We start from the raw sequence: 18,176 nt of genomic DNA, 5'->3' as shown, positions 1-18,176 counted from the left end.
TTGGAATCCATGACTACAAGCTATCGTCGCCTTGTCCTGCACCCCTTCGTCGTCCTGCTCATGCTGGTCGCGATGGTGTTCGTGACGGCGGCGGATGCTGCTGCTTGCGGTGCCGAAGTGGCGCCCGGAAGCACGCCCGTTCTGGCTTCGCTCGATAGCGTGTCTGCGTCATCCGCAGCCGCCGACGAAGTGCCGGGCGATCCGGATGCGCCGGCCGAGCAACACGGCGTGTGTGGACACGGCCATTGCCATCACGGGGCGAGCTTTGCCGGCACCGTGCAGAAGAATTCGGTCCCTCACTTGGTCGTGGTTCCCGATGCGCCTCCCGCCGAAGCGCTCGCTTCCGAAATTGCCGACCGACTGAAGCGCCCCCCTCGCGCCTGACGACCGTCACCGCGCTGCATGCCGCAGCGCAATTCGGATCGTCAGCAGAGGAATTTTCGAAAAATGTCAGCCATTCATTGGCGAGGAGTCCTCCTTGGAGGGCTGCTCTTCGCCGCTACTGCCACGTCGGTGGCCGCGCAGGAGCAAGATCTCCTGACGTTGGAGGGCGCGCTGGTCCGTGCGGGGGCTTCGGAGGACTTGGATCAGCAGAGACAAGGACCGGAACTCAATCCGCGTATAATTGGACCGCGCGCCGATAAGGAAGCGGCCGAAGCCTTGGTCGGGCAAGCGCGACTACGCCCGAACCCCGAAGTATCATTCGAGGCTGAAAATATAGCCGGAACCGGTGCGTTTTCGGGTCTCCGGGCGACAGAATACACGTTAGCCGTCGGCCAGCGCATTGAGCTGGGAGGGAAGCGGAGTGCGCGCGTTCGGGCCGCGGAAGCCGAAGCGCGTGTCACCTCGCTCAGAGGCGATCTATCGTTAGCGGAACTGGGCTTTTCTGTGCGGGAGCGCTACGTCAGTGCCGCCGCCGCCGCCGCGAGGGTCGAGCTGGCCCAGGATATCGTTGGTCGCAATCGCGAACTAACCCGCATAGCCGATTTGCTAGTCGAGACAGGGCGCGAGCCGCCTTTGCGGGCCCTTCGCGCGAAGGCGGCGCTAGCGGAGGCCGAAGCCGAACTGCAGGCCGCCGAAGCCGCGAGTATTGCGGCGCGCGCGGCTCTCGGATCGCTGTGGAGCGCGTCCGAAACACTTCCTTCCGTTCCTCCCGACATTCCGCACATCGAACCACCCGCGGGGCTTGTCGCAAGCGAGGACACCCTGCGGCTACAAGTCGCGCGGGCGGAGTCCGCAGCCGCAGAAGCAGCGATTGCTCGCGAGCAGTCGCTGCGCGTGCCGGACCCGGTCATATCGGCCGGCGTCCGCCGGTTCTCCGAAAGCAAGGACAACGCCTTCCTCGTCGGCGTGGCCATCCCGCTCCCGTTCCGGGACCGTAACCAGGGGAACATAGCCGCGGCCCAAGCGCGGCTGCGAGCGGCTACTGCGCGCGAAGCTATCGTTCGAGCCGATTTCCGGCAGGAAGTCGCGCAGGCGCGCGCCGAGTTCCTGGCCGCTGAAGCACGCGTCGACACTTTGTCGAACACATCGCTTCCGCAGGCTGAAGAGGCCTTGCGCCTGGTTCGCATCGGATACCGGGCAGGTCGGTTTCCGCTTATCGAAGTTCTTAGCGCCGCCGAAGCGCGCGATGCCATCCGTAACGCGCTGATCGATGCGCAGGAGACCCGCGGACAGGCTGCGGCGCGTCTCATCCGTCTTTCAGCGCTCTAGGAGTCTTCAAAAAATGAACCGCAGAAATCTGATCGTAGCGCTGGTGGGAGCCGTGCTTATTCTAATCGCAGTTCTCTGGTTGTGGGGGGGAGGCGACGGGACCGAGAGCTCGGACGCAGTAGCGACCGAAGGGTCGGAAGAAAATCATGCAGCCGAAGGGATTGTTGAGCTTACCGATGAGCAGATCAAGGCTTCCCAGCTTGACATAGTAGCCGCAAGCGCGAGTTCGCTCGGTGCCGAAATCATCGCTCAAGGTAGCGTCGCCACATCGCCGCAAGGCCAAGCCGTGCTCAGCGCGGGCGCGGAGGGGCGGGTCGCACGTATTGCGAAAAGGCTGGGCGACCCTGTTCGCCGCGGCGAGACCGTAGCCACGATCGACAGCCGGGAAGCGGCGGCGATAACTGCCGATGTTACCTCGGCGCAGGCTCGCGCCGAACTCGCGCGGACGAGGCTCGAACGTGAACAGAAGCTCTTTGATGAGCAGGTAACGGCGCGTGCGGATCTCGAAACAGTTCGGGCAGAATACCAGCAAGCCCTCGCCGAGGTATCACGGGCAAGGCAGGCCGCGGCGGCAGCAAATGCGTCGGGCCGCACCATTGCCGTACGCTCTCCGATTGCGGGCAGGGTGACGGGCGCGCCGGTGGTCCTCGGTTCGTACGTGACGGCTCAAGACGAACTCTACCGCATAGCCAACGCCAACAGCGTGCAGATCGAGGCCGCGGTTCCGGCGGAAGATGCCCGGCGCATCGCCGCAGGCGCAGCGGCACGCGTGGAAGCGCCTGGCGGGGAAATTACCGCCAGGGTGCTCAGCGTGACACCCACGGCCGATGTCGAGAACCGCTCGGCAACCGTCGTCCTTGCCCCGGCCTCGGGCGCCGGCCTCCTGCCCGGCGAATATGTGCGAGTGCGGATCGAAAGTCGCACACCGGAAGGAACAGGCGGTGCCTTGGTGGTGCCGGCCGAGGCCGTGCAATCGGTGGACGGCCGGGATGTCGTGTTCGTCCGGACCGCCAACGGCTTCAAGGTCCAACCCGTGCAGGTCGGCGCGCGCACTTCGGAAAGGGTGGAGATCCTTGGTGGGCTTGCCGCTGGCACGCGCATCGCGGGCCGCAAGGCGTTCCTGCTCAAGGCAGAGCTCGGACGCGGCGAAGCAGAACATTGATCCAGATTGAGCCGGAGTTGCCAAGATGATTTCCAGTCTAGTCGAGATGTCGGTCCGCAACCGCATCCTCGTCCTGTTCCTAACGGCGGCGGTCGCGATCTGGGGAACCATCAACCTCCTCAATCTGCCGATCGACGCGGTGCCGGACATCACGAACAACCAAGTCCAGATCAACACAGTCGATCCGACGCTCTCTCCGCTCGATGTCGAACGCCTGGTTACCTACCCAGTCGAGGTCTCACTTGCCGGCATTCCGGGGCTGGAATCGACCCGCTCAATCTCGCGCAACGGCTTCTCGCAGGTTACCGCGATCTTCAGCGACAGCACCGACGTCTACTTCGCCCGCCAGCAGGTCGCCGAGCGGCTCACCACAGTGCGCAACAACCTGCCCGCAACGGCCGAGCCCTCGATGGGCCCGGTCTCGACCGGTCTGGGCGAGGTGTTGATGTGGACGGTGAGCTACGCGGACCGAACGCGGGAAACGGGACGCACCGGACCGGGCTGGCAGGCCGACGGCTCCTATCTCACGCCCGAGGGCGAGCGTCTGACCGACGACGTCTCGCGCGCGGCCTATCTGCGCACTTTGCAGGACTGGGTCATCGCCCCGCAGATTCGCAACGTGGACGGCATGGCAGGCGTCGATTCCATCGGGGGGTATGCGCGCCAGTTCGTGGTGACGCCGTCATCGACGCGTATGGCGTCCTTCGGCATTGGTTTCGACGAACTCGCGAGCGCGCTGGAAAGCATCAACCTGTCGGTCGGCGCCAACTACGTCCAGCGGGGCGGCGAAGCGTTTCTGGTGCGCTCCGACGCGCGCTTCCGCACGATTGAGGAAATCGAGGACGCTATCATCGCGCGTCGCGAAGGGATCCCGGTACACGTGCGCGACGTCGCCAGCGTGCAGAACGGAGGCGATCTGCGTACTGGCGCCGCCTCCAAGGATGGCGAGGAAGCGGTCGTAGGAACGGCCCTGATGCTTCTGGGCGAGAACAGCCGGTCCGTGGCTGCTGCTGCGGGCGATCGCCTCGCCGAACTTGCGCCGACCATGCCGCCCGACATCGAACTCGATGTCGTGCTCGACCGGTCCAAGCTCGTCAACGCGACGATCGCCACGGTCGAGAAAAATCTGACCGAGGGTGCGCTCCTGGTGATCGCGTCGCTATTTTTGCTGCTCGGAAATTTCCGCGCTGCTGTGATCACCGCGCTCGTCATTCCCCTGTCCTTCCTGATGATGGCGATCGGCATGAACCGGGTCGGTGTCTCGGGCAACCTGATGAGTTTGGGCGCCCTCGACTTCGGCCTGATCGTCGATGGCAGTGTGATCATCGTCGAGAACTTCCTGCGCCGGGTCAGCGAACGCCAGCATGAGGAAGGACGCCTGCTCGCACTCGGTGAGCGGCTCGAGGAGGTCATCGCGTCGACCAGAGAGATGATCCGACCGTCTTTATTCGGACAAGCGATTATCCTGCTCGTGTTTGTCCCGCTGCTCACCTTCCAGGGCGTGGAAGGCAAGACCTTCTCGCCGATGGCCATCACGGTGATGCTCGCACTCCTCTCAGCGTTCGTCATCTCGCTGACGTTGGTCCCGGCCCTCCTCGCACTCCTGATCCGCGGCAAGGTTGCCGAAAAGGAAGTACGCCTGGTCGCGTGGCTTAAGGCCAAGTACGAGCCGGCGCTGCGCAAGGCGCTGGCCTGGCCCAAACGAGCGGCGCTAGCGGGGTTCGGCGTGTTTGCGTTCTCGCTGGTCGTCTTTGGTTTCATTGGCAGCGAGTTCATGCCGCAGCTCGACGAGCAGGATCTGTCGATCCAGTCGATCCGGATTCCCTCGACCTCGCTCGATCAGTCGCTCGAAATGCAGCTTGGTATCGAGAAGACGGTCACGGCATTTCCCCAGGTCGATTACATCTATTCGAAGACAGGAACGGCCGAGGTCGCCAGCGATCCCATGCCGCCCAACATCTCGGATGCGTTCGTCATCCTCAAGCCGCGCGACGAATGGCCGGATCCCGACCTGTCGAAGCCGGAATTGATCGAACAGATGGAGCAGGCGATCTCGAAGCGCATCGGCAGCGACTTCCAATTCAGTCAGCCGATCGAGATGCGCTTCAACGAGTTGATCGCCGGCGTGCGCGGCGACATCGCGGTCAAGATCTTCGGCGACGACCTGGAGCAGCTAACCGCTGCTGCCAACCAGCTGGCAGCGATCTTTTCGGGGATCGATGGTGCGACCGAAGTCTCAGTAGAACAGACCGAAGGGTTTCCAACGCTCGACATCGAATTCAACAGGGCAGCCATCGCCGCGCATGGCCTGACCGTCGATGAAGTGGCGGCGACCGTTTCCTCCGCCTTGGGGGGAGCCGAAAGCGGTCTCGTCTTCCAGGGCGACCGGCGGTTCGACATCGTGGTTCGCCTGCCGGACGAGGTGCGCAACGATCTCGATGCGATCGGGGCGCTTCCGGTGATGCTCCCAGAAGAGGGGGTAGGCGAACGCCGGTCGGTTCCCTTGCGCTCGCTCGCAAGCCTCAAGGAGGTTGAGGGGCTGAACCAGATCAGCCGCGAAAACGGCAAGCGGCGAGTCGTGGTGCAGCTGAACGTCCGCGGGCGCGACGTCAGCTCGGTCGTGGCCGAGGCGAAGCAGAAGATCGCGCAACAGGTTCAGCTGCCCTCGGGTGCCTATCTCGAGTGGGGCGGGCAGTACGAGAACCTCCAGGCCGCGCAGGCGCGGATCGGCGTGGTCGTTCCCATCGTGGGCCTGGTTATCTTTGGCCTTCTCGTCATGGCGCTCGGCAATCTGCGCATGGCGACGGCCGTTTTCGTCACGGTCCCGCTCGGGATCGCCGGGGGGATATTCTCGCTGGCGCTGACCGGACTCCCGTTCTCGATCTCGGTCGCGGTAGGCTTCATCGTTCTTGCCGGTGTGGCGGTGCTCAATGGACTCGTGATGATGACGAGCATGCAGGGCCGATTGCGCGAAGGGATGTCGCTCGATGACTCCATCTATGGCGGTGCCGTCGAGCGATTCCGGGCAGTGCTGATGACCGCGATCGTGCCCTCGCTCGGCTTCGTGCCGATGGCGCTTGCGACCGGAACCGGCGCTGAAGTGCAGAAGCCGCTCGCGATCGTTGTGATCGGCGGTCTCATCACGGCCACAATCCTTACCCTGTTCGTCCTGCCGGCGGTGACACGCCTAATCCTGGCACGGCAGGGCGACGGGGGAGCGCGATGGGATCTTCGCAAATGGATGCCCACGCTGCCGACTTTCGGCCCTCTCGCGCGCTGGCGGCGACGGGGCGCAGTGTGATCGTCTTTTGCCGAGTGAAGATTGAAGGAGAGCATCGATGACGCAGACCAAATCCATGCTGATGCGGATTTATACCGATGAGGCAGCGATGCACGGCGACGAAGAAGCCGTGCACGTCGTAGTCGGCAGGGCGCGACAGGCGGGCCTGGCCGGGGCGACCGTGCTGCGCGGTCGGCTCGGCTTCGCTTCGGGTTCGGCGGTGCATCGGCACTACTCGCTGGGAATCGGCGATAATCCGCCGATGGTCATCGAGCTCGTCGACCGCGAAGACCGGCTGCGCGATTTCGTCCCGCAACTCGCGGATATGCACGGCATCGGGCTCATCACTCTCGAGGCGGTGGAAATCCTTTTCGCCGCCGACCATCCCCGCAAACGCGAGGCCTGAATGAGCCAACGCCAGATAGCAAGCGAACTCGTGGCCGCCTTCTGCGCCGACTCCACGTCCATCCAGTTTGGGAGCGGGGGACAGCTGGATGCGGCGCGTTCGCCCCGGACACAATTGTGCTCGGCTCCACTCAAGACGCGGCCTTCGCGGCTGTTCTTGCGCGAAGCTCCTAAGGTTCAAGAATGACACCGCCACAGACCTTCGAACAATCTCCCGCGCCCGAATGCGGCACCCCCGGCGCGCCGCCGCCCGATCAGGGCCACGACGAGCACGAGCACGATCACGATCACGCACATGGCGGCCCGCTCGGCGCGAACTCGGAACTGATATTTGCGCTCATTTGCGGCGGCCTGCTCGCTATCGGCTTCGCCATCGACAAGCTCGTGGCTGATGCGCCCGGGTGGTCACCCACCGCGCTTTACCTCGCAGCCTATTTCTTCGGCGGCTTCTTCACCGTGCGCGAGTCGGTCGACAATCTGAAGCAGCGCAAGTTCGAGATCGACACGCTGATGCTCGTTGCGGCCGCGGGGGCCGCTGCGCTCGGCGCGTTCGCCGAAGGTGCGCTTCTGCTGTTCCTGTTCAGCCTTGGCCACGCGCTCGAACACTACGCCATGGGCCGCGCGAAGCGCGCGATCGAGGCGCTTGCCGAACTCGCTCCGAAAACCGCCACCGTGCGCGGTGACGATGGCGAACTTCGCGAAGTTCCTGTCGAGGAGCTGACGGTTGGCGCGATTGTCGTGGTCAGGCCCGACGAGCGGGTTCCCTCGGACGGGTTCATCGTCAAGGGCATCACCGCGATCAACCAGGCCCCGGTGACCGGGGAAAGCATGCCGGTCGACAAGCGCTTCGTGATGAACGACGAGGCCGCGCGCGCCGACCCGGACGGGCTCGATGCCGCCTATCGGGTCTTCGCCGGGACCATCAACGGCAGCGGCATGATCGAGATCGAAGTGACCCGCCTTTCGAGCGAGACGACGCTCGCCAAGGTGGTGAAGATGGTGAGCGAGGCCGACACGCGGAAATCTCCGACGCAGCGCTTCACCGATCGCTTCGAGCGGATCTTCGTGCCTGCCGTGCTGGCGCTCGCGGTGCTGCTCCTGTTTGCCTGGGTGGTCGTCGACGAGCCGTTTCGCGACAGCTTTTACCGGGCCATGGCGGTGCTCGTCGCGGCCAGTCCCTGCGCGCTCGCGATTGCCACGCCCAGCGCGGTCCTTTCGGGAATTGCGCGCGCCGCGCGGGGCGGTGTGCTGATCAAAGGCGGAGCCCCACTCGAACTGTTGGGATCGCTCGACGTGATCGCGTTCGACAAGACAGGCACGCTGACCATGGGTGAGCCACGCATCCAGGAGATCGTGCCCGCAGCGGGCGTGACTAAAGAAGAGTTGATGGGGGTTGCGGTCGCCGTCGAAAGCCTGAGCGATCACCCGCTTGCGCGAGCAATCGCGGAACACGGCCGCGAGCACGTGGGCGATAGTCCCATCCCCCGCGCCACGGGACTTGAAAGCCTGACCGGCCGGGGTGTTTCGGCGAAGATCGACGGCGAGAATGTCATCATCGGCAAGGCCGAGATGTTCGGCGTCGAGGGGCTCGCCCCATTGTCCGCGGACATGGAGGCGGCAATCGATCGGCTGCGCCGGGCCGGTCAGACAAGCGTGGCCGTGCGCATGGGCGGGCGCGATCTCGGCGCGATCGGTCTGATGGACACCCCGCGGGGACCCGCCAGGGATGCTCTGATGCGATTGCGTGCGCTCGGCATCAAGCGCATGATCATGATCTCGGGCGATCATCAGCGGGTCGCTGATGCGGTCGCCGCCGAGGTCGGCATCGATGAGGCGCGCGGCGATCTTCTCCCCGAAGACAAGGTCGAAGTCATCAAGGCCATCCGCGACACCACGAGGGTCGCGATGGTCGGCGACGGCGTGAACGACGCCCCGGCGATGGCGAACGCCACCGTCGGCATCGCCATGGGTGCGGCCGGATCGGATGTTGCGCTGGAAACGGCCGATGTCGCACTGATGGCCGACGACCTGGCGCATCTCCCCTTTGCGGTCGGCCTCAGCAGGCGCACGAAATCCATCATTCGACAGAACGTCTATGTAAGCCTCGGCGTCGTCGCCGTGCTGGTGCCGGCGACAATTCTCGGCCTCGGGATCGGTCCCGCGGTCGCGATGCACGAAGGTTCGACCCTGGTCGTGGTGTTCAACGCGCTCCGACTGCTTGCCTATCGTGATGGGCCGCGACACCGCCCACCCGGTGTCTGAAAAGGAAAAGTCAAACAGCCTGCGAGGTTTGAATATGTTGGAACTAACCGAAGAAGACCGCATCCTTGTCATCAGAGCGGGCGGCAAACTCACCCTGGCGGATTATGATCGCTTCGTGCCCGCCTTCGAAGAAGCAGCCGCGCGCGGGGCGGGGCGCCTTCCGATGCTGATTGAATTGGATGACGACTTTGCCGGTTGGGATCTGGGCGGGCTCTGGCGCGATCTGAAGTTCGACGTGAAACACAAGGACAGCTTTGGGCGGATCGCTGTCGTTGGCGACAAGAGATGGGAGGAGTGGGGAACCAAGCTGTCGAATCCCCTCTTCCCTTCTGCAAAGATGCGCTTTTTCGAACGCGAGGAGCGAGCACAGGCGAAGCGGTGGCTGGAGACTTGAAAGGGGCAATGCGATGACCGATGATGCGGAATTCGACTTGGCTTCGGCGGACAAGCGCCGGACATTGTGGATCGTTCTGTGGCTCAACGTCGCGATCGCGGTCGGCTTCTTCGTTGGTGGCTATTTTGCGGACTCGAACGCACTTCTCGCCAATGGTCTCGATAACTCCTCGGATGCCATCGTCTACGGCCTCAGCCTCCTTGCGTTGTCGCGGTCGGGAAGCTGGAAGCGCGGCGCCGCGCGTTTTTCAGGGATCATGCTCCTGATATTCGCCGGCGGCGTCATTGCCGACGCCGTCCGACGTTACCTGGAGGGATCCGATCCCGGCGGCATCCTGATGATTGCGATGGCAGCTATAGCGGGGATCGTGAACCTCTATTGCCTCCGCCTGCTGCAGAAAATGCAGCACAAGGATGTCAACCTGCGCGCGGCGACCACATTCAGCTTCAACGATTTCATCTCCAACGGCGGCATCATCATTGCCGGTATCATTGTGATGATCACGGGCGCGAACTGGCCCGATCTCTTGGTGGGCGTCGCGGTCGCCGGCATCGCGTTATACGGCGGGATCGATATCCTCCGGGATGCGCACTCCGACAAACATGACGAGGAAAGAGCGAACCGCCAGAGCGACGGGCGGTGATTGGAAGGTTTTCACCCAGGCCCGTCGGACGTTAAGCCATCCGAATTGTATCCAGGCCGTTGCGACATGCCGACATGAAGCTTCGACGCGGCGTCGCTGCGAAACGGCGTTCTCTGCATGACCTTGGTCGATCTTATTATCGCTTCCGAAGGACTTTCGCACGTCCTGACCGTAGGCATCCTCATGGCAGTGATTGCAGGGGCGACCGTTCTGTGCGTCCGCGGCCTTCTGTTGTCGCAGCCTGCCGGGGATCTGGCCGCCTTCCTGTCGGCGGGGTTTGCCCTGGGTCTCGCTCTTATTCTTCTTTTCGAACTCGCCAGCGAGAAGGCCCTCGGACCGCCGGAAACCCTGGCCATGTTGGCGGGAGGCCTGAGCTTCGCCGCGTGTCTTGGTTTGGATCCATCAAAATGGCTCACTCGGAACCGTATGGCGAACGAGGGGCCGACGGATCGGCAATATGGCTGGCGCAAGAACTTTCGAACCGCGGCGCTGGCACTCGCCGGTGGGCTCATTTTTGGAACCGCCGCCATCGCGTCGCGCGACGTCGAACTAAAAATTGCAATCGGCCTTGCCATGGCCTGGGCAGTTTTGTGGCCAAAGATTCCAGACATATCCGTAACCCCAAACGGTGCCAAAAGGAAGCTTGGCCTCAACTTCGCGATTGCTTCAATTCTGTTTCTCGGCGGGGCACTCGGAACATATTCCTTGCTCAAATTGCTAACCCCCGAGGTGGTGACGGCGTTGCTCGCATTCGAGGCGGGATCCCTCATGGTCGGGGCTTTCGGTCTTGTTGATCAAACGAAATCCGCCGCTCCCAGACTTGGGCGTGGTCTTTCAGTCCTGATTGCCAGCCTTGCTGCCCTGATGCTGCTCGCCGAGGGGATCGAGGCCGTTTTGCCGCCTCAAGCCTCCGGTTCGTTTGGTCATCCGTCTCCATCGGCGGCCGTCGAAGTCACCTCCTTTTTTTGTATGGAAACCATCTGCTGGCCGAACCCCATCGTCATTTCGTTCATGGCCGTCAGAGTCATTCCCTCCGACGTGCAACGTCTGAGCGAGAGGCACATCCGTTCTCGCGGTCGGGATCAGCGTCCTATAGACCGTTCGTTCGCGGTATCCTTTCGGGTGGGGCGTTCCGCGAGATCGCCGATTCAGCGAGGAAGATAACCCATGAAAGCCTCTGACCTCTTTGTCGCCGCGCTCGAGGCCGAGGGGGTCGAGTACATCTTCGCCGTTCCGGGCGAGGAGAATCTCGATTTGCTCGAATCCCTGCGTACGTCCTCGATTCAACTGGTGGTCACTCGCCACGAACAAGGCGCGGGCTTCATGGCTGCGACATATGGGCGGCTGACCGGCAAGGCGGGCGTTTGCCTGGCGACCCTCGGGCCTGGTGCGACAAACCTTACCACACCTGCCGCTTATGCGGCGCTCGGGGCTTTCCCCCTCATCATCATCACCGGGCAGAAACCAATCAAGACGTCGAAGCAGGCACAATTCCAGATCGTGGATGTGGTTTCGCTGTTTAGGCCTTTGTGCAAGGCATCAACGCAGATCGTGAACGGGAACCGTATTCCTTCGCTGGTCCGCGAGGGGTTTCGCCTGGCCCAAGAGGAGCGACCTGGCGCCGTTCTGCTAGAGTTGCCGGAGGACATTGCTGAGGAAGATACGATCGAGCCGATCATACCACCGCACGATCGGCGTTATGCTGTCGCCGGAGACGCGGTGCTTGATGAAGCGGCAAAGCGCATTCTAGCCGCCGAACGGCCTCTGCTATTGATCGGCGCGGGCGCGAACCGCTGGCGCGCTTCGAAGGCGCTGCGGCGATTTGTGGCACAAACTGGATTTCCATTCTTTGATACCCAGATGGGCAAAGGCGTCGTGGATGAGAACAGCGAGCTTTATCTCGGGACAGCCGCTCTGTCATCGGGTGATTATGTCCACTGCGCGATCGAGAAGGCCGATCTGATCGTCAACATCGGGCACGATGTGGTGGAGAAACCGCCCTTCTTCATGGAGCCCGACGGTCAGACTGTCATTCACATCAATTACAAGGCAGCTGAGGTCGACCAGGTCTATTTTCCCCAACTCGAGGTCATCGGCGACATCGCCGGATCGGTCGAGCGATTGGGGAAACGCCTCGATGGCAAGCTGAATTGCGACCGGAGCTATTACACGGCCCTCCACAAGGAGATCGCATCTCACCTTCGGGAGACGAGTGATGACGATCGGTTCCCCATGGTGCCTCAGCGTGTGGTGGCCGACGTTCGCAGTGTGATGGCGCGCCACGATATCGTCGCGCTGGACAACGGCATCTACAAGATCTGGTTCGCACGCAACTACATCGCGCACGAGCCGGGGACCATTCTCCTCGACAACGCTCTGGCGACGATGGGCGCGGGACTGCCGTCAGCGATGATGGCAGCCATGCTGTCGCCCGGACGGCGAGTCCTGGCAGTGTGCGGAGACGGCGGATTCATGATGAACTCGCAGGAACTCGAAACCGCCGTCCGGCTCGCGCTCGATCTCGTCGTTCTGGTTCTGAATGATGCGGCCTACGGATGATACGCTGGAAGCAGGACCAGCTCGGTTTTCCTGATTATGGTCTGACTTTCGCCAACCCCGATTTCGTAACTTATGCAAAGAGCTATGGGGCGACCGGCCACCGGATCGAACAAAGCTCGCAGCTCATCCCCGTGTTGGATGCCGCGTTCAAGGCAGGCGGCGTCCATCTGGTCGATCTCCCGGTCGATTATTCCGAAAACAATAAGGTTCTCATCGACGAACTGGGCGCGAAGGTCTGCGACCTATGAAAAAAACGACCGTACACAACCCGTTCGACCGCGAACCCATCGCCGAAGTGCCACTCGCCCAATGGCCTGAAATCGATGGCTGGCTGAACGATGCGACATCGCTCCACAGCGACCGCAGCGCATGGCTTCCGGTGTATGATCGTATCGCCATCCTTCGGCGGGCAGGCGGAATCATGGCCGAACGCGCCGAAGAGCTTGCGCTTCAGATTGTCCGCGAGGGCGGCAAGCCTCTGGCCGATGCCCGTGTGGAAACCGAGCGCGCGGTCAACAGACGTCTAACTGTGGGTTCAGGTGCAGTTCGATGGGGGCAGCTGCGAGATCCCCATGGATCTTACCCCGGCCGGTGCGGGGCGGACGGCGTACACGTTCTGCGAGCCGATCGGTCCTGTCGTTGCAATCTCGGCTTTCAATCACCCTCTCAACCTGATCGTCCAGTTTGGACCCGCGGTCGCCGCAGGTTGTCCTGTCCTCATCAAGCCCGCGTTGGAAACGCCCTTGTCATGTCGAAGCTTCGTAAACATTCTTCATGAAGCAGGTTTGCCCGATGGTGGCGCGCTCTTTCCGTGGCTGGGCAATCGTCGCACAAGCGAAACGAAAAGGCCGGCGGTCCGCGACTGAAAATTTCGGGCGAGGGCGAACGCGGCGGTGGCGTGTCAGGCGACACAGCCTGGAAAGACGGGTCTTAGCGAATGCAGGCGCTCCTCTACACCCTTGTGCCGCTCGTCGCCGTGATTGCCGGGGCTGCCTACGCGAGTTGGCGCCGGCCCGGTCCGGCCTTCACCGCAGGCGTTCAACACCTGGCGGCAGGGGTCGTCTTTGCGGCGGCGGCGGGCGAAATTCTCCCGGCCCTCAAGCATACCGTCTCGCCCGTCGCAGTCCTGATCGGCGGCGCCCTCGGCGTCGTGCTCATGCTGGCGATCAAGCGCATTGGCGAGAAGTTCGAAGGGCCGCTGGCGCTGACGACGCTCATCGGGGTCGATCTCTTCATCGACGGACTGGTGCTGGGAATCGGCTTTACTGCCGCGCTGCAAACTGGTCTGCTTCTCACAATTGCGTTATCCCTCGAGGTCCTGTTCATCGGTGTCGCGCTTGCTCTCGGCCTTGCTGGCCGGGGCTGGCGCACCGGCAAACTGCTGCTGACAGTGACTGCCGTCGGACTGCTTCTGCCGCTGGGAACCCTCGCTGGGACGGCCGCCGCTGTTCTGCCCACGGCCTTTCTGACGGGCCTGTTCGCCTTCGGACTCATTGCGCTGCTCTATCTGGTGACCGAGGAATTGCTGGTTGACGCGCACGAGTCACCCGAAGGGCCTTTGGTCGCGTCGATGTTCTTCGTCGGATTTCTTCTCTTGCTGATGTTGGAAGAGGCGATGACGGTCTAGTCGAATTTCCGCTTGCCCTCTCGCGCGCCGCCTGCGCGCTCGCTTCGCCAATCACCGCATGAAGCGCTAGGGCGCTCTTGACGGAGAAGTGAGCGTCGCAACCGGAGCGCAATCCGAAGCGCCTACGCAGTACCCGACGGGCTGGAGTTCGACCGGATCGTTGCCGTTCTCGAAAATCAGAAAGGTATCGAAAGCGTCCACCACGTTCATGTCTGGAACCTTGGCGAGCATCATCGTGCGCTTGAGACGCACGTCGTCCTATCGTCAACCTCGCTAGATGCTTTCGAGGACCTCAAGGTTCAACTGCGAAGCCTTCTTGCCGAACGGTTCGCAATTGGACATGCGTCTTTCGAGGCGTGCCGAGCGCCAGGTTGCGATAATGCGCTTGTCCCCGAGCACCGCGTTCCCTGGATGGCAAATGAAAATGAAATCCGCAGGCGCTGACTGTCGCAGGTTCCCCTGATCGTCAGGGGCCATGCGAAGCGGCAAGAGTATCGATTATCCTGCAATCGCTGATGGTATACTGTTCACAGCTTGCGATCATGCGCGAGAGTTCATCGCGCATGACCTGCAGGGCGGCAATCTTTCGTTCTACCTGATCAAGATGCGCACGCGCCAATGAATCGACCTCAGCGCAAGATCGATCGTCCTCGTTCGATAACTCGAGCAGTTCGCGGACATCCGGCATCGAAAAGCCGAGATCGCGCGCCCGGCGAATGAAGGTCAATGTCGCCGCCTCGTCAGGTCCGTAATCGCGATAGTTGGATCGGGTGCGGGGCGGGGCAGTTAAAATGCCTTCGCGCTCATAGAAGCGGATCGTCTCCGCCTTGACGCCGGTTTTGCGCGCGACCTCACCAATTCTCATACCATCATCCCCAATCGCTTGACCTTGTAGTGGCTACAAGGTGCATAGGCGGTCTTGAAACCAGGAGTCGAGTGGATGGCGAAGAATTGTTGCGATGCCGCCGATGTCGGCGATGCCCATAACGATCCGCAATGGCGCCGGATCCTGTGGGTGGCCCTCGCTCTCAACGCCATCATGTTCGCTGTTGAGATCGTGGCCGGGATAGCAGCTGATTCGCGCGCACTGCAGGCCGATGCCCTCGATTTTCTCGGCGATTCGGCCAATTACGCCATCAGTCTCGGAGTTGCCGGAATGGCTATTGCATGGCGCGCACGCGCGGCCCTTGCGAAAGCAGCGACCATGCTGGCTTTCGGCGTGTGGGTGCTCGGCTCGGCCATCTGGGGTTTCTTTGTCGAGGCGTCGCCCGAGCCTGGAACGATGGGCGCCATCGGTTCTCTTGCTCTGGCGGTAAATCTCGCCGTCGCCGCGATGCTGTTCCGGTATCGCTCGGGCGATGCGAACATGCGCTCGGTGTGGATCTGTTCGCGCAACGACGCGATCGGTAATATCGCCGTGCTGGCGGCAGCGATTGGCGTTTTCGGCACCGGCCGTGCGTGGCCCGATCTGGTTGTGGCGAGCATCATGGCAGGACTGGCGGTGTGGGGAAGTGCCGAGGTCTTCAAACAGGCACGTGGCGAACTGCGCTCTACCTAAACTTCAGAATATGCCCGCGATTGCGGATTGGGGGAAATACGTTTCCGTCTATACCCTGCTATTGCGAATTAATTGCACAAGTTATAGAGCTCCCTCATGCATCGCATCGTCTCCGCTACCGTCCATCCGGCACTGCGGCTCATTCTGCTGGCGCTTGCGCTGTGTCTGTCCGCCACCGCGAGCGCGGAAGAGCCCGATGTGCGAACCACTTGGCGTTTGCTCGATTATATCGCGGTCGACTACGCCTCCGCGGTTTCCAACGGACGTGTTGCCGACGAATTCGAATATCGCGAAATGGTGGAGTTTTCCGATGTCGTGGCGCGACAGGTCGCCGTATTGCCGGACATTAACGACAATCAAGAGCTCATCCGCCGATCAGACCAGCTGCGAGCTCTGATCGCCAACAAGGAACCCGCCGAGCGAGTTGCGCGCTTCTCGCGCGCGCTGGCAGCCTCGTTGCTGACAGCCTACCCGGTTCCGCTCGCCCCTTCGCAGGCGCCCGACCTTGTCCGCGCCCGCACTCTCTTCGCGCAGAACTGTGCCTCGTGCCACGGCGCAGCCGGAAGTGCGCCACCAGCCGCAATGCAGGCGCTCGATCCCGCGCCGATCGACTTTACCGATATCGACCGGGCGCGGCAGCGCAGTGCGTTCGGGCTTTACCAGGTCATCACGCAAGGGCTGGAAGGAACGTCCATGGCCAGCTTCGCATCGCTGTCCGACGAGGATCGCTGGGCGCTTGCATTCTATGCCGGCAGCATTGCTTTAGAAGATGTAGCCAAAGGCGAGCGTATCTGGCGGGAAGATAATGGCATACGCCAGCTTGTCCCCGATCTCGAGACGCTCGCCGCGCTCACACCGGAACGTCTGGCCGAGCAAATCGGCGAGGACCGTGCGCTCGCCGTCATGGCCTATCTTCGCGCCAATCCCGATGCGGTGGGACAGGCAAATGACGCAGGTTCGCTCGCCTTCGTTCGCGATACGCTCGATCGCAGCCTGTCAGCTTATCGGGCTGGCAACCGAGAGGAAGCGCGGCAGCTTGCACTGTCTGCCTATCTCGACGGTTTCGAACCCCTGGAGGCCCTCCTGGCAACGCGCGATGGCGGTTTGATGCGCGAGGTAGAACAGGCGCTCGGGCAATTTCGGGCCGCAATAGAGTCCGGTGCGGACCCATCCGAACTACAGCAAGAGCGGGCTCGCATCGATAGTCTGCTGGCCAGAGCCGAGAGAGCGTTGGCTCCTGAGGCGGCCAGCGAAATCTCGACCTTTCTCGGGGCGTTCACCATCCTGCTGCGCGAGGGGATCGAAGCACTTCTGGTTGTTATCGCCATGATCGCCTTTGTGAAAAAGTCGCAGCGCTCCGAGGTATTGCCCTATGTCCATGGCGGGTGGATCGCTGCTCTTCTTGCAGGTGTCGCTACCTGGGTCGTAGCAACCTACTTCGTCAGCATCAGCGGTGCGAGCCGCGAGATGACCGAAGGGATCGGCGCGCTGCTTGCGGCTGTCATTCTCGTATCGGTCGGGATCTGGATGCACGGCAAATCCCAGGCCGAGGAATGGCGGCGCTATATCCAGGAAAAAATGGGCAAGGCGCTCTCGCGCGGATCGGCATGGTTTCTCTTTGGTCTTGCATTCGTGGTCGTCTACCGGGAAGCGTTCGAGACTATCCTGTTCTACGCTGCCCTGTGGAACCCGCAGAGCAGCGGCATCATACTGGCAGGTGCCTTGTCCGCAGTCGCGCTGCTGGCGCTCATTGCATGGGCCATGCTGCGCTACAGCCGCAAACTGCCGATCACCCAGTTCTTCCGCTACAGTGCTATCCTGATTGCGATCCTTGCGGTCATTCTCGCGGGCAAGGGCGTGGGCGCTTTCCAGGAGGCCGGAGTTCTTTCCGCCACTTTCATTGCCGGCTTGCCGCGCCTCGCCGAACTCGGCTTCTTCCCGACTGTCGAGACGATCGGCGCGCAATTGCTCACGCTGCTGGCCCTGATTGCCGGATTTCGGGTAAGTCGATCACCATCGGGACCGCAGCCGGCAGCTGTCGAGGGATAGGAGATCCCGGTTTGCGATCAGCGGGGTCCGGTGCCGAGACGGCGCGCGAGCCACAAGGTGGCCGTGGGAACCGCGACCCACATCACGATCGGTACCAGGCCGATTTTGGTCCCGGGCACAAGCGGCATGATTGCACTATAGGACCACCCCCAGTCGGCACCGACAGCCAGCACTTCGACCATGGCAGTAATGGCCAGGCCGATTCCCAGGAACACGACAAAACGCGAGATCGGCCAGTCTACGAGCCACGGCGTTTTACCACTGCCGACAGAGGCGCCGAGATAAGCGGCCACCATGATCCCGGCATCGCCGAACGAGGCCAGGCCGCAGCGACGTGCTGCCTCGGCAGGCGACAGACCTCCCGACTGGTAGAAAGGAAGCTGGAGCATCTCCCAGGCGAAAGCGATGAGAATTCCGAAGATGGCGATCCAGAGCGCTGGATGAGCACCGCGCCATTCGCGCGATTTCTCAGAGATTTGGTTTTGATCCTGCATCGTCTTATCCGTCACTCTTGCCATCTCCGT

Annotated in this window: 17 protein-coding genes and 2 pseudogenes; 16 read left to right on the top strand and 3 right to left on the bottom strand. The window is 62.3% G+C overall.

Features of this window, described 5'->3' with window-relative positions:
* Nucleotides 1–9: 9 nt before the first annotated feature.
* The 13 genes and pseudogenes from MBENS4_RS02935 to MBENS4_RS02885 all read left to right on the top strand — a co-directional run bounded on the left by MBENS4_RS02935 (nucleotide 10) and on the right by MBENS4_RS02885 (nucleotide 14,045).
* On the top strand, nucleotides 10–384 hold the full coding sequence (locus MBENS4_RS02935) for a hypothetical protein (protein ID WP_039388636.1): 375 nt from the start codon (nucleotides 10–12) through the stop codon (nucleotides 382–384).
* Nucleotides 385–447: 63 nt separating this feature from the next.
* Entirely contained in the window at nucleotides 448–1,713 is a 1,266-nt protein-coding gene (locus MBENS4_RS02930; protein WP_039388635.1) for a TolC family protein, read from the top strand.
* A gap of 13 nt (nucleotides 1,714–1,726) precedes the next feature.
* Complete coding sequence (locus MBENS4_RS02925) at nucleotides 1,727–2,875, top strand: efflux RND transporter periplasmic adaptor subunit (protein ID WP_039388634.1); 1,149 nt, start codon at nucleotides 1,727–1,729, stop codon at nucleotides 2,873–2,875.
* A gap of 25 nt (nucleotides 2,876–2,900) precedes the next feature.
* A complete protein-coding gene (locus MBENS4_RS02920; protein WP_084591927.1) occupies nucleotides 2,901–6,176 on the top strand; it encodes an efflux RND transporter permease subunit in 3,276 nt (1,091 codons plus the stop codon).
* Nucleotides 6,177–6,213: 37 nt separating this feature from the next.
* The gene (locus MBENS4_RS02915) at nucleotides 6,214–6,561 is read left to right on the top strand and encodes a DUF190 domain-containing protein (protein WP_039388633.1); all 348 of its coding nucleotides are present in this window, start codon (nucleotides 6,214–6,216) and stop codon (nucleotides 6,559–6,561) included.
* 182 nt (nucleotides 6,562–6,743) lie between these two features.
* Nucleotides 6,744–8,822, top strand: a complete 2,079-nt coding sequence (locus MBENS4_RS02910; RefSeq protein ID WP_242404755.1) for a heavy metal translocating P-type ATPase — start codon at nucleotides 6,744–6,746, stop codon at nucleotides 8,820–8,822.
* Entirely contained in the window at nucleotides 8,791–9,216 is a 426-nt protein-coding gene (locus tag MBENS4_RS02905; protein WP_242404754.1) for a SpoIIAA family protein, read from the top strand. Before MBENS4_RS02910 ends, MBENS4_RS02905 begins: the two co-directional genes overlap by 32 nt.
* A 13-nt stretch (nucleotides 9,217–9,229) precedes the next feature.
* Nucleotides 9,230–9,859, top strand: coding sequence for a cation diffusion facilitator family transporter (locus MBENS4_RS02900; protein ID WP_039388631.1), 630 nt, complete (start codon nucleotides 9,230–9,232; stop codon nucleotides 9,857–9,859).
* Between the two features lie 117 nt (nucleotides 9,860–9,976).
* On the top strand, nucleotides 9,977–11,023 hold the full coding sequence (locus MBENS4_RS02895; protein ID WP_039388630.1) for a hypothetical protein: 1,047 nt from the start codon (nucleotides 9,977–9,979) through the stop codon (nucleotides 11,021–11,023).
* A 3-nt stretch (nucleotides 11,024–11,026) separates the two neighbouring features.
* A pseudogene (locus tag MBENS4_RS02890) lies at nucleotides 11,027–12,666 on the top strand (acetolactate synthase large subunit).
* Nucleotides 12,663–12,875, top strand: a pseudogene (locus tag MBENS4_RS27125) (aldehyde dehydrogenase family protein); the annotation flags it as partial. The pseudogenes MBENS4_RS02890 and MBENS4_RS27125, both read left to right, overlap by 4 nt.
* A gap of 115 nt (nucleotides 12,876–12,990) precedes the next feature.
* A complete protein-coding gene (locus MBENS4_RS27120) occupies nucleotides 12,991–13,284 on the top strand; it encodes an aldehyde dehydrogenase family protein (protein ID WP_255352634.1) in 294 nt (97 codons plus the stop codon).
* Between the two features lie 71 nt (nucleotides 13,285–13,355).
* Nucleotides 13,356–14,045 (top strand): ZIP family metal transporter, encoded by a 690-nt coding sequence (locus MBENS4_RS02885; RefSeq protein WP_039388629.1) that lies wholly within the window; start codon nucleotides 13,356–13,358, stop codon nucleotides 14,043–14,045.
* Between the two features lie 66 nt (nucleotides 14,046–14,111).
* Here MBENS4_RS02885 and MBENS4_RS02880 read toward each other — a convergent pair whose 3' ends face one another.
* Complete coding sequence (locus MBENS4_RS02880) at nucleotides 14,112–14,297, bottom strand: hypothetical protein (protein WP_039388628.1); 186 nt, start codon at nucleotides 14,295–14,297, stop codon at nucleotides 14,112–14,114.
* Between MBENS4_RS02880 and MBENS4_RS27520 the strand changes: the two genes are divergently transcribed.
* A complete protein-coding gene (locus tag MBENS4_RS27520) occupies nucleotides 14,232–14,489 on the top strand; it encodes a hypothetical protein (protein WP_445321513.1) in 258 nt (85 codons plus the stop codon). The genes MBENS4_RS02880 and MBENS4_RS27520 overlap by 66 nt on opposite strands.
* A gap of 22 nt (nucleotides 14,490–14,511) precedes the next feature.
* Here MBENS4_RS27520 and MBENS4_RS02870 read toward each other — a convergent pair whose 3' ends face one another.
* On the bottom strand, nucleotides 14,512–14,910 hold the full coding sequence (locus MBENS4_RS02870) for a MerR family transcriptional regulator (protein WP_039388626.1): 399 nt from the start codon (nucleotides 14,908–14,910) through the stop codon (nucleotides 14,512–14,514).
* Nucleotides 14,911–14,985: 75 nt separating this feature from the next.
* On the opposite strand from MBENS4_RS02870, the gene MBENS4_RS02865 reads away from it, so the two are divergent.
* Complete coding sequence (locus MBENS4_RS02865) at nucleotides 14,986–15,603, top strand: cation transporter (protein WP_039388625.1); 618 nt, start codon at nucleotides 14,986–14,988, stop codon at nucleotides 15,601–15,603.
* 96 nt (nucleotides 15,604–15,699) lie between these two features.
* Nucleotides 15,700–17,652 carry a cytochrome c/FTR1 family iron permease gene (locus MBENS4_RS02860; RefSeq protein ID WP_039388624.1) on the top strand — a complete coding sequence of 651 codons (1,953 nt, stop codon included), beginning with the start codon at nucleotides 15,700–15,702 and terminating at the stop codon, nucleotides 17,650–17,652.
* A gap of 17 nt (nucleotides 17,653–17,669) precedes the next feature.
* Here MBENS4_RS02860 and MBENS4_RS02855 read toward each other — a convergent pair whose 3' ends face one another.
* A complete protein-coding gene (locus tag MBENS4_RS02855) occupies nucleotides 17,670–18,161 on the bottom strand; it encodes a hypothetical protein (protein ID WP_242404753.1) in 492 nt (163 codons plus the stop codon).
* Nucleotides 18,162–18,176: the final 15 nt, after the last annotated feature.

This window comes from Novosphingobium sp. MBES04 (assembly GCF_000813185.1).
In the GTDB taxonomy this organism is placed as follows: Bacteria; Pseudomonadota; Alphaproteobacteria; order Sphingomonadales; family Sphingomonadaceae; genus Novosphingobium; species Novosphingobium decolorationis.
The sequence above is the reverse complement of the archived record's forward strand: the minus strand, read 5'-3'. Positions and strand labels throughout refer to the sequence as shown.

Bases quoted from the DNA above. Each gene is read 5' to 3' on its own strand.
- MBENS4_RS02935 (WP_039388636.1), top strand. From the start codon at position 10: ATGACTACAAGCTATCGTCGCCTTGTCCTGCACCCCTTCGTCGTCCTG.
- MBENS4_RS02930 (WP_039388635.1), top strand. From the start codon at position 448: ATGTCAGCCATTCATTGGCGAGGAGTCCTCCTTGGAGGGCTGCTCTTC.
- MBENS4_RS02925 (WP_039388634.1), top strand. From the start codon at position 1,727: ATGAACCGCAGAAATCTGATCGTAGCGCTGGTGGGAGCCGTGCTTATT.
- MBENS4_RS02920 (WP_084591927.1), top strand. From the start codon at position 2,901: ATGATTTCCAGTCTAGTCGAGATGTCGGTCCGCAACCGCATCCTCGTC.
- MBENS4_RS02915 (WP_039388633.1), top strand. From the start codon at position 6,214: ATGACGCAGACCAAATCCATGCTGATGCGGATTTATACCGATGAGGCA.
- MBENS4_RS02910 (WP_242404755.1), top strand. From the start codon at position 6,744: ATGACACCGCCACAGACCTTCGAACAATCTCCCGCGCCCGAATGCGGC.
- MBENS4_RS02905 (WP_242404754.1), top strand. From the start codon at position 8,791: ATGGGCCGCGACACCGCCCACCCGGTGTCTGAAAAGGAAAAGTCAAAC.
- MBENS4_RS02900 (WP_039388631.1), top strand. From the start codon at position 9,230: ATGACCGATGATGCGGAATTCGACTTGGCTTCGGCGGACAAGCGCCGG.
- MBENS4_RS02895 (WP_039388630.1), top strand. From the start codon at position 9,977: ATGACCTTGGTCGATCTTATTATCGCTTCCGAAGGACTTTCGCACGTC.
- MBENS4_RS27120 (WP_255352634.1), top strand. From the start codon at position 12,991: ATGGATCTTACCCCGGCCGGTGCGGGGCGGACGGCGTACACGTTCTGC.
- MBENS4_RS02885 (WP_039388629.1), top strand. From the start codon at position 13,356: ATGCAGGCGCTCCTCTACACCCTTGTGCCGCTCGTCGCCGTGATTGCC.
- MBENS4_RS02870 (WP_039388626.1), bottom strand. From the start codon at position 14,910: ATGAGAATTGGTGAGGTCGCGCGCAAAACCGGCGTCAAGGCGGAGACG.
- MBENS4_RS02865 (WP_039388625.1), top strand. From the start codon at position 14,986: ATGGCGAAGAATTGTTGCGATGCCGCCGATGTCGGCGATGCCCATAAC.
- MBENS4_RS02860 (WP_039388624.1), top strand. From the start codon at position 15,700: ATGCATCGCATCGTCTCCGCTACCGTCCATCCGGCACTGCGGCTCATT.